Annotated in this window: 6 protein-coding genes; 1 reads left to right on the top strand and 5 read right to left on the bottom strand. The window is 70.6% G+C overall.

Annotation, left to right across the window (positions count from 1 at the left end):
* Positions 1-615: 615 nt before the first annotated feature.
* Positions 616-1,071 (top strand): DUF6228 family protein, encoded by a 456-nt coding sequence (locus tag AB0N07_RS48270; RefSeq protein WP_365846938.1) that lies wholly within the window; start codon positions 616-618, stop codon positions 1,069-1,071.
* Positions 1,072-1,453: 382 nt separating this feature from the next.
* Here AB0N07_RS48270 and AB0N07_RS48265 read toward each other — a convergent pair whose 3' ends face one another.
* The 5 genes from AB0N07_RS48265 to AB0N07_RS48245 form a co-directional block, all read right to left on the bottom strand.
* The gene (locus AB0N07_RS48265) at positions 1,454-3,664 is read right to left on the bottom strand and encodes an ABC transporter ATP-binding protein (protein ID WP_365846936.1); all 2,211 of its coding nucleotides are present in this window, start codon (positions 3,662-3,664) and stop codon (positions 1,454-1,456) included.
* Positions 3,665-3,898: 234 nt separating this feature from the next.
* Entirely contained in the window at positions 3,899-5,011 is a 1,113-nt protein-coding gene (locus AB0N07_RS48260; protein WP_365846934.1) for a hypothetical protein, read from the bottom strand.
* 4 nt (positions 5,012-5,015) lie between these two features.
* Positions 5,016-7,061 carry a methyltransferase, FxLD system gene (fxlM, locus tag AB0N07_RS48255; protein ID WP_365846932.1) on the bottom strand — a complete coding sequence of 682 codons (2,046 nt, stop codon included), beginning with the start codon at positions 7,059-7,061 and terminating at the stop codon, positions 5,016-5,018.
* Between the two features lie 39 nt (positions 7,062-7,100).
* Entirely contained in the window at positions 7,101-8,171 is a 1,071-nt protein-coding gene (locus AB0N07_RS48250) for a lanthionine synthetase C family protein (RefSeq protein WP_365846930.1), read from the bottom strand.
* Entirely contained in the window at positions 8,168-10,207 is a 2,040-nt protein-coding gene (locus tag AB0N07_RS48245) for a lantibiotic dehydratase family protein (RefSeq protein ID WP_365846928.1), read from the bottom strand. Before AB0N07_RS48245 ends, AB0N07_RS48250 begins: the two co-directional genes overlap by 4 nt.
* Positions 10,208-10,282 lie beyond the last annotated feature (75 nt).

Here is a 10,282-nt window from a genome sequence, read left to right as displayed (position 1 = left end):
GCCGAGGACCGTGCCCTTGGCTGCGCGCCCCAGGAATACCTATGGACCCCGTACCGTGTCGACAGCGCGGTACGGGGCCTCGCAGGGGTCAAAGCCTCACGCTTGGCGGGCGCCGTCCCCGCTGAATTCGGTCACTCGGGAGGATGTCCGTGTGATTTCGCTCCGACGGTGAGAGCGTGAAGGGAGTGCGGGCCCAGAGGAGTGAGTCGGACCACAAGTGCCGAGAATTGTCCGCAGGGCTTCATCCTGGCCAAGGCGAGGCTTTCCACCCGATCCCGTTCGTTAGCTGGTGGATCCAGACCGGCCGGCGTGGCACGACCGGCCTCCGCGGCTGGCAGCCACTCGTTCTTCCGCGCTAGTGAAGCTATCTGCTCGCTGCGTATTCGGGGGGGCAACTCCTGTGGTCCCGGCCTGTTCAACCGGCCCAACGCTCATGCGCTGGATTCAACTAGCAAGCCCACAGCCTGACTTCGATAATCCCGCCACGATGAGAGTAGCCACCCACTTGCACACCGTTGCGGAGAAGGTTCAAGTGTCGAGCGGGCGCCGCCCGTAGCAATGCTGCGTGGCCATTGTCACCCTTCAAGGGAGGGGGAAAGATAATAGAATGAGCCAATGATCATTCGCGATGCACGCGGCGGACAAGTCCTCCGCATAGGGGATCCGGGGCAAGGGGTCCATCTGCTGTTCTCCACGCCGGAGCGGCCGTACGGAGACGACCCTGCCCTTGACGTGCCCGTACAGGCCAAGGGTGCGTGGGTGGACGTCAGGGAGTTGATCCAGACACTGGATGGTGATGGATTGGTGGAATTCGTCTCATCGCTGGCTGACGAATCGAGCAGTTGGAGCGAACCTCGCACCTGGCAGTCCAGTGAAGGGCAATTGAAAATATCCGCGCAGCGTTCGGGTGGGCGCATCGTCCTGACGTGGGGCATGTGGGGAAAGGTGGCTGGGTCTGACGGTTCCTGGTACTTCGAGACCGTCACATCGCACAGGGATGGGCGTGAGCTGTGCGGAATTTCCGAAGCGTTTCAGGCTCTATTTTCTGGAAAGCCTGCGGGAATCGCCTGAATTATCGCCGGCACCTCAGATGGTCTGCCGCTGCAAGTGCCTGCAGCGGCAGACCCTCTCGGAATAGAGCGCGAGGTGGAGGGTGCACCCGCCTCCTGCAACAGGAGTGCGGGGATCGAGCTTTGGCCGAAACGCCGACGGGGGGCCTTGTGGTGCGCGCCCGCTACAACGATTCCTGAGTGCGCGCTTTGCAGCCCCAGCGGCCGGGACAGGAGCACCTGGAAGCCGTGTACGTGATCTTCGACGCGGCCAGACGATCAGGTGGTCCGATCCGGCCAGCGCGATTTCGCTGTCCAGAACGCGGCCATCGGCGTCCACGAGGGTGACGTCGTGGTTAGGACGTCTGTTTCCAGGCGCTGACGTGAGAAAGGGGCGAGAGACGTTAGGCGGCTAGCGCATCGCGCAGCTCCCGCACAGCGGGCTCCAGTTGGTGACGGACGGGGATGGAGCAGTACAGGTCCTGTGCCCGCTGGTGTACGAGCCCCGTGCGGTAGGCGGCCGGCAGGCCGTCCAGTACCTCAACGGCACGGCGACACGCCTGCTCGGTGTCGCCGTCGTGGTGGAGGCACGTGGCCGCGTCCACGGTCAGCAGCGAACGGGTCATAGTGCTGGTCGGGGCGGAGAGCTCCAGGGCCCGTTGCTGGCTCTGTTGAGCGTGGTGGGTGTCGCCGAGTGCGGTGTAGGCGTGGGACAGGTGGACGTGGTGCTTTTGTTCCCCGTGGGTTAGCCAGGTATCGGCCTGCGCCGCGGCGTCGAGTCGCCCCATGAAGCGGTCGGCGGCGGTGAGCGCTTGGCGGGCCTGTTCGGGCTGGTGTGAGAGCGCGTACGCACGGGCGGCGACAGCGGCGGGAAGGGTGGCGGCGGCGGTCGGCCGGTTCCCGGCGGCTTGACGGGCGTGTTCGGCGAGGCGTGCGGCGGCCTGCGGGGCGCCGCACGCGCGGGTGAGGACCAGGCGCTGCCAGTGCCCACCGGAGAGCTGCTGTCCGCCGAACCACTCGCTGGTCAGGAGGGTGTTCAGGCCGGAGCGGAGCCCGGGAAGCATCTCCGCGGCGCCGGATGCCTCGCAGGCGGCGAGCAGGGCCGCGTCGCTGGTGTCGCCCTGTCCGAAGGTGATGTTGTCCCGCATCGTCAGCGGCAGGTACGTGAACTTCTGCGGCACCAGCGCGACGTGCTCCCACGACCCCCACGGGTCCAGGTCCGCGGTGGAGGCGTGATCCCAGGCCACGTCGCCCTCGGTGGGCAGCAGCAACCCGCACAGCAGGCGGGATAGGGTCGTCTTGCCGGAGCCGTTCTCCCCGACCAGCGCCACGATCTCCCCGCGCCGCACGTGGAGGGAGACGTTGCGCAGGCTGTCCTTCGGGGCGCCGTCGTATCGGTAGGTGACGTCGCGGACCTCGAAGCGCTCCGGGGCCGCGGTCACGGGCGCGGTGCCGCGTGAGTCGGACATGGCCTGGCCGTGGGCGTTGTCGAGGAAGTTCTGCCAGTCCTGCACGTACCAGCCGGTGCGCACCAGGCGGGCCCCGCCGTTGATGATGCCGCGCACCGAGCCGGTGGCGGTCTGGAGGGCGAAGACGGCGCCGCCGCCGGCCGCCAGGCTCATCCGTCCGGAGGCCAGGAGCCACAGCAGCGCAGCCCACACCGCGGTCGAGGCGATCCCGCCGGCTACGGCTCCGGCCAGTCCCATCCAGGCTCCGGTGTTCGCAGCTTCGCGTTCGGCGGCGTTGACCGAGGCGGCCAGCCGCCGGTACCGGCCGATCAGGAAGGGGCCGGCCAGGCAGGCGCGCATCTCCTCGCTGGACTCCTGATACGCCATGTGCCAGCGCAGTTTGCCCAGCATCCGGCGTCGCCCGGAGGTCTCGAGTCCGGCGAGGTAGAGCACGCGGGCGGAGCGGACGTAGGCGGCGGCTTGCGGCAGGCAGGCGAGGAAGAGCAGGGGCAGGAGCAGGGGGTGCAGGACGGTCAGGACGGTGGCGCCGGCCGCGAGCGTGGCCGTGGCCGCGAGGACGTCCTGCGCTTCTTCGACGAGGTCGGGGGTGACTTGGGCGCCGCGATCGGCGATGTCGTAGGCGTCGTTGTAGCCGGGCTTGTTGTTGGCGGCCAGTTCCGCGCCGAGCGCGGCCTCGATCATCGTCAGCTCAGCTGCCCGGCCGAGCACCGGGCGCAGACGGCCGGTCAGCCAGACGACGGCGAGGCCCAGCAGGGCGCGCAGGCCGGTGGCGGCAGCGATCACGGCCAGCTGGGGGGCGGCGTCCCACAGCCGCTCGGTGATGTCGCCCGCGGAGATCAGGGCGGTGATCGTACCCGTGACGGCCAGGAGACCGAGGGCCGCGAGGACACCGGTCCCGATCTGGCACACCATCAGGCCGATGGCCGCGCCGCGGTCCACGCGCCAGGCCATCTGCACCGAGCGCCGCACGAGCGAGGGAAGGCGCCGCGCCATGGTGCGGGAGGTCAGCAGGGAGCCGGCCTGGAGCCTCGACTCGTCGCGGTAAAGGTATTCCTCCTCTCGAACACCGGCTTCCTGTGGTTCGTCGTCCGGCGGTGTCCCCTTGGGTGGTTGCGGCGGCTGGTCCTGCGTAATGGTCGAGGTCATCGTTCCCCCTAGGACGGTCGCTGCGGCTGAGTCGTGAGGTCTAACGACACGGCTGCGATATCGAACACACGTCATTCGGTCGTGCTGGGAAGCCCCCTATTCCCTGCGTCAGCCGACCCCGCGGGCGCGGGATCCCTGGTCTGGCTTGGAGCGGCTGCGGGCAGGAAATGGCCGAAACGCCGACACCGCCAAACCGAGTGGGCCGTACGGCGGGGCATCCCGGGGCGTCCCCTCCTAGCCGGGAGCTGGTTCGGCCTGCAGCAGCTTCTCCAGCTCTGTCTCCGCGTGGTCGACCGCGCCCGTCAGAGCCTCGCGGTGGTGGGCGGACAGGACGCCGGATCCCAGTCCGGCCGCGGCGATCACTGCGTGGAGCGCGTCCGTCGCCCGGTCTTCCAGGGCGGACGCGACGATGGGGTGGAGCAGCGCGTCCCGTGCTGCGTAGGCGTCGAGTCGGGCGACGCTGACAACGGAGTCGAGAACGCGGGCGCCATAGCGTCCGGTGCGGTCCAGTTCCAGAGCTGACAGGCCCGTCCGAGTCTGGAAGGCGGCGGTTGGCGGATCTGGATGGGCAAGGAGTTGGATGGCTTCATCAAGGGTGCGGTTGAGGTCGGATTCCGGGACAGGAGTGTCTGCGGGCCGGCAGTGGGCGTGCAGGAGGAGGGTGATGGCTCTCTCCCAGGGCTCGACGGGCTGGGTGGTGTCGATCAAGTCGCGGGCCTGCTGATCCAGGCCCTGATCCATCAGGGCCATGACCTTGATCTGGCGGCCGTCGAGGAGCCGGTTGCCGATGCCGCGGTGCTGCGCCATGGCGTCGGCAGCCTCGGTCCATCGCCCGATCTGGGCGAGGGCGCGGGCACCGTCCACGAGCAGGGTGACGTACAGCTCCTGGCACACGGTGCGGTGGTCCTCATCCGTGCTGGTCAGGGCCGTGAGGTCGATGGTGCGGCCGTCGATATCGGTCTTGGTTCGGTGCCGGGCAGCGTCATTGAGGCAGCGCAGCAAGCTGTAGGCGAGTTCGCCGTGGCCGGCACGGGTCAGCAGCCGGGAGAGGTTGACCAGCGGCATCAGCGACATGACGGCGACCCGTCCGCTGAGGCGTCCGGCGTCGGCGAAGACCTGGTGCTGGCGCCAGCACAGGTCCTCGGCCAGGTTGGGCAGGCCGATGTCGGAGGCGATGAGCGCGGCGTAGTTGAGGACCCCGCAGGTGCGGGCCACCAGGTCGTGGTGGCCCGCACCTGCGGGCGCGACGGTCAGCCCGGTGAGGTGGTTGATGCGCTCCTCCAAGGGGAGCGCGGGCGCCTTGGTGCGGCGGACCAGGGGGATGCGGCTGGCTATCGCGGGGATCATCGGCTCAGCCCTTGCGCGCCCAGTCGACGACCAGTCGGCTGTAGGGCTTGTCGACGACGAAGCGAGGGTCGTCCGCCGTCAACCGGTCGCGGGAGTCGGCGACGGCCATCCGGAAGCCCGGTTCGGGGGCGTCGTTGCCGCCGCTGGCGTCCCAGGCGCGGATCTCGCTCACGACGCGCTCGGCGAGGTCGGTGCCGCCCTCGCCGTGGCCGATCACGCCGACCTCCCAGTACCGGCCCTTGTCGTCCCCGCCCTCGCGGATGGTTAGGTAGGCGAGCGATCCGCCGTCCAGGGCGGCCATGGAGCCCCAGCCGAAGTGCGGGGTGAACCCGGGGCGCTGGCCCGGGAGCCGGGACAGGCCGTTGGGCAGTACGCAGGCCAGGTACAGGTACAGCCACTCCCACGCCGAGCCCTGCCGGAACTTCACCCCGGTGTAGAGCTTGGTCTGCTGCTGGTCGAGGACCGTGCGCAGGGCATCGCGGTCAACGTCCTGCTCGCTGAACGTCTCTAGGCGGACGTTGCCCTCGCCGGCCATCGGCACGAGGGTGTACACGTCGTCGCAGACGCCCTTGCGCAGCGGGATGAAGGTGGCCATCTCGCAGGAGACGGTCTTCCACGTCTCGTTATCGCGTTCGAAGGCGAAGCTCCGGGAGATGCTGCCGCGGATGCGCATCGGCAGGACCAGGTGTCCGCCGGGGGCGAGCTGGTCGAGGATCTTCACGGGTACGTCGCCGGCGCCGACGGTGAAGATGATCCGGTCGTAGGGGGCGTGCTCGGGCAGCCCGGCTGCGCCGTCGGCCATCACCGCGGTGGCGTTGTCGACGCCGGCCTCGGAGAGGTGCTTGCTCGCGCCGGCGACGAGGTCCTGGTCGACGTCGAGGGTCCACACCTGCCCGCCGGGAGAGACGATCTTGCTGAGGAGGGCGGCGTTGTATCCGGTGGCGGCTCCGGCTTCCAGGACTTTGTGGCCGGGCTGGGCGTCGAGCTGTTCGAGCTGGGTGGCGACGATGGACGGCGCGGAGATACAGGAGATCATCTCCCCGTGCTCGTCGTGCTTGATCGGCACCGCGTCCTCCTTGTACGCGCTCTCCAGGTCGACACCGGGCAGGAAGGCGTGCCGGTCGGTGGTGCGGAAGGCGTCGATGGTGGCCTGGCTGCGCAGATGGCCGCTGTCGACGAGCCGCTGGGCGAGGGCTTCGCGCAGCTGGTTGGGGTCGGTCACGGGTGTCACGGTGGTCTCCATCCGAGGGAGGCTAGGGTCCGCCGGGGCGGACTTGCGGGTAGACACGTCGCCTCTTCCTCCGGTGGAGAAGGCGACGTGACGGCCGAGCCACGCGGTGGCGGCCTGCGCTTCGGCAGGCACGCCCGCGCGGTTGAACGCGAAGATCGCGTGATGGGCGATGACGCCCCGGATTCCGCGTATCAGTCGGCCGTCGGCGGTAAGTCGGCGCAGGCGGCGGCCAGCGTCCTCGAACGCGGCGACGCGCTCGCCCCAGCCCGCCTCCGCGTCAGGGCGCAGTGCCGCGTCCGCGTTCATCAGCCGCCGCATCGCGGAGACGGCTCTCTCCAGGGCGGGCCCCTGGGGCGGGGTGACGGGGGGCCGCAGGGCGGCCCACCGGGCGTACACGTCTCCGGCTTCGAACGGGTCCAGTCCCGCCTCGCGGATCATGGCGGACAGCAGCATCACGCTGCGTTCGCGGGCGCCGGGGGTGCCGGTCTCGGCGAGCGCGGCCGGGCTGTCGGCGCAGAACACGTTGTGCGCGACGTCCATGCCTTCGGGGCCGCCGAAGGCATGGGTTTCCGGCTCGTAGATCCCGCCGGCCCAGCCGGTGATGACGCGGTCGGCGACGAGCTGGTCCAGCAAGCTGGTGGCGGGCTGCTCGGTGCGCAGGCGCACGCCGGCGTCTTTGCGCAGGAAGTGGTAGCGGCGACCGGCCAGCGCGGTCGCCAGGGCTTGGGCAGCGTCGGCGTGCGGGGCGGGGAAGGCGACGGAAGCGTGCCACCAGGGCGTGTCCGCGGCGATCGGCAGGTTTTCGTCGTCGAAGGTCATGGGGAAGGAACTCCTTGCGTGGCGGCGGGCGGGGCGAGGTCAGTTGAGAAGGAGGATGCGGGTCCAGCCGGTGGTGTCGGTGGCGTTCAGGGCGAGTTGGGCGCCGGCGCGGCCTTCCATGAATCCGGGTTTGGGCAGGTGCTTCCAGTCGGCGGCCAGACGTCGGTGCAGGTCCTGGATGATGGGGGTGAAGCGGGCAGGGGCGGGGCTGTCTGCGGCGACCGCGCGGGTGAGGGTCAGCAGGCCGGCCCAGCCGTGGCAGAGGGTCGAGTCGGTGATGCGGGCGAGCCGCAGCGGGTCGGTCAGGATCGCTTCGACGGTGTCCTCGGCCGCTTGGCGCCGTGCGGGGTCGCCGAGGGCGAGCGCGGCGAGCTGCTGGGCGCGGGCAATGCCGGGCTGGCCGTAGCACCAGGACTGGCGGGCCGGTTCCGCCTCGGGCGGCTGGCCGGCGTCCAGGTGGGCTGCGGTGGACCAGTAGTGGGCGCTGTGCCGGTCGAGCCAGGTCGCGAACGTGGCGACGGCTTTCTCCTGGCCGGGGACGCTGACTCCGGCGCGCAGAGCGAGGGAGAGCACGGCCAGGGGCCCCGCGATGCCGTGGGCCATGCCGTTGTTGCCGTGCCCGCCGGTCATCTCCTTCCCGCCGGGACCGACCGGCGACCACCACCCGGGCAAGATCCGGCCTTCATTGCGGGCGGGGTGTGCGAGCGTGACGAGGCACGCGAGGACATCGGGCAGCCGGGGCGCTGTCGGGAGGCGGGACAGCAGCAGTGCGGCGAGCCCGGTGAGGCCGCGGATGAGGTCCCATTCGGCGAGGTGGGGCAGTGCGCCAGCCGCCCGACGGCGGTGGGCGGCGGCGAGCCGGGCGTCCACGACGCGGTCAACCGCCGCGCGGACCTCGTCGTCGGCCCCGTGGGCGCGGGCCAGGACGAACTCCAGGGCGGGTGCGCCGTGGAAGAGGCTGGCGTTGCTGCCGGTACTTACGCCCCGGCCTGTGGCCTGGGCGAGGTGGCGGCGGGCGGCGGGCAGGTCACGGCGCGCGATGTCGAGCAGGGCCATCCCCAGCGAGCCCTCAGACAGGTCCTGCGTACGGGGAACGGGCGTCGTGGTCATGAGCGCCTGGCCAGGGCGAGGACGATGCTGTGCGCCCGGCCGCCGATCCACCCGTCGGCGTCCGGCGGGGGCGCGTCGTGCAGAGTGGCGATGCCGAAGGGGCTGGCGTCCAGGTGCGCGCGCAGGAGGTCCAGGTCGACATCGCGGGTGAGGTCGAGGGGCAGTTGCTGGTCGTCCTCGGCGAGCAGCACCCGCTCCGGCACCCGGAACCGGGCACGCCAGGCATGGAGTTGGTCCGCCCATTGCTGGAGTGGTGCGGTGCGGGCGGGCAGCGTGCGGCTGCGGATCTTCCACCGGGCGGCAGTGAGGATGGTGCGCCGGTAGGTGAGCGCCGGGGTGAAGGGCAGGGTCCAGGCGGCGCCCCAGTCGAACCAGGTCACCTGCGAGGACGCGGCCCGGCTGATCTCGCCGAGGAAGCGGGCCATCGGCGGGGTGTAGTTGTTCCACAGGAAGTTGATGGCGGTGGGGGCCAGCAGCTCCAGCGGCCTGCCCGTCGCGGACTCCACCAGCTGGGGGCGACCGTCGGTGACCGTCACCGCGAGGTCGCGGGGGAAAAGGACATGCGGTTCGGGACGGCGGAATTCGCCGACGCTGACGACACGGCGCAGGGCCTGCGGCGCGCGGGTGAGCAGATCGGCCGGCACACGACCGGCGTGGAAGGAGAGCTGCGCGAGTTCCGCCTCCGGATCGACGGTGGGCAGGTTCGTGTACGCCGCCTCGGCGCCGGGGAACAGGTGCCAGAACCGGCCGGTCATCGATCCGGCCGAGCGGGAGACGGTCAGAACGCGCAACCGGAAGTCGCCCCGGTCCAGAGCAGGGACGGAGGCGGCGTGGACCTGTGCGGCCAGTTCGAGATGGGGCGCCAGGTCGTGGGGCTTGTCGCCGGCCGCTGTTTCCAGTTCCTCGATCATCGCCCCGGTCACCGCGACGGTGCGGCTGCCTTCGGCGGCGGCGGTGCCGACCAGCTCCAGCAGTATGCGGTCGCGCCGGGACATTGGCCTAGGAGGTTCGTTCGCCGTGACGAATCCGGCCGGGAAGCCCACGCCCCGGTCAGGATCCGTGGCTACGTCGACCGGCACAGCGGTGTTCTCGCCGTAGCGCTCGGAGAACTGCTTGATCCACCGTCGCCAGGCCGGTGTCCCGGTCGGATGGGTGACCAGGCGGGCCAGGACGGTTGCGGCGGTCTCCACTTCGGTCAGCACCTGCTCGGGCAGCCGCACGTCGGCGTCCAGCCGCAGGTCGCACGCCGTTCGCAGGCCGGCTGCCTGAGCGCGCGCCTCCGGCGGTAAGACGTCGGCGGGGTCGGCGACGGTGGCAGGCGCGCGCAGCGAAGAGCGCAGTAGTCGAACCCGCAGCAGTTCACCCAACAGTCGGTCGCGCGCGGTGCCGCTCACGGCGGGGAATTCCGCGGCCAGCTTGTCGGACAACTGGCGGTACCCGATCGGCGATCGGGCCAGATCGAGTACAAGACGCAGCGCAGGGCTCAGAGCGAGGCGGAACTCGGCGTCGCCCTCTGACGGCACGTGGATGTGCTGGTCTCGCTGCCGGATCAGCGTGTTGACGCAGACCTCCGCGCCGGCCATGCGCGCAGCGTCGCTCTCCCAGGCACTGAGTATCTCGTCGAGCCCGACTGGCTCGGGGCGGGAGACGGCCTGGTGCTCCTCGCCGAAGCGGACGGATGATGCCTGGTCGAAGCCGAGCGGGGCGACACCAGCGAACAGGCCGTAAGGGGTGGAGCGGCGGGCGTAGCGGATCGCGTAGCGGGCCGTGGCGAGAGCTGCCCGGCGCATCCGGCGCACCTTCGGTGTGCGGCCGTCGATGATGGCCAGCACCTGTTCTGCCAGGTGAGGGCTTGCCTGCGACACGGTCCGTCGAAAGTCAGTGTCGGACCACACCGTGCTCAGCCACGCGCGCCACTCGTCCACGGGCGCCGTAGATGCCGGCCAGGGCGGCATGGCGGGCTCGGTCGTGTGCACCGCGGCGCGCAGCATGGTCTGTCCCGCGCCCTCGTACAGGCTGGGCCGTTGCCGTGTCATCAGCGCTCTCCTCATCTTCTGGCGTGACGGGCGGGGGCGGGGGGGGGCGGGGGGGTGGCCGGCCGCCCCCCCCCC

The organism is Streptomyces sp. NPDC051172 (assembly GCF_040682555.1).
Taxonomy (GTDB): Bacteria; Actinomycetota; Actinomycetes; order Streptomycetales; family Streptomycetaceae; genus Streptomyces.
This window is presented reverse-complemented; position numbering and strand designations above follow the sequence as displayed.

What these genes read in the sequence shown, in the direction of transcription:
- AB0N07_RS48265 (WP_365846936.1), bottom strand. Translation starts at nt 3,664, where the DNA reads ATGACCTCGACCATTACGCAGGACCAGCCGCCGCAACCACCCAAGGGG.
- AB0N07_RS48260 (WP_365846934.1), bottom strand. Translation starts at nt 5,011, where the DNA reads ATGATCCCCGCGATAGCCAGCCGCATCCCCCTGGTCCGCCGCACCAAG.
- AB0N07_RS48250 (WP_365846930.1), bottom strand. Translation starts at nt 8,171, where the DNA reads ATGACCACGACGCCCGTTCCCCGTACGCAGGACCTGTCTGAGGGCTCG.
- AB0N07_RS48245 (WP_365846928.1), bottom strand. Translation starts at nt 10,207, where the DNA reads ATGACACGGCAACGGCCCAGCCTGTACGAGGGCGCGGGACAGACCATG.
- AB0N07_RS48270 (WP_365846938.1), top strand. Translation starts at nt 616, where the DNA reads ATGATCATTCGCGATGCACGCGGCGGACAAGTCCTCCGCATAGGGGAT.
- fxlM (WP_365846932.1), bottom strand. Translation starts at nt 7,061, where the DNA reads ATGACCTTCGACGACGAAAACCTGCCGATCGCCGCGGACACGCCCTGG.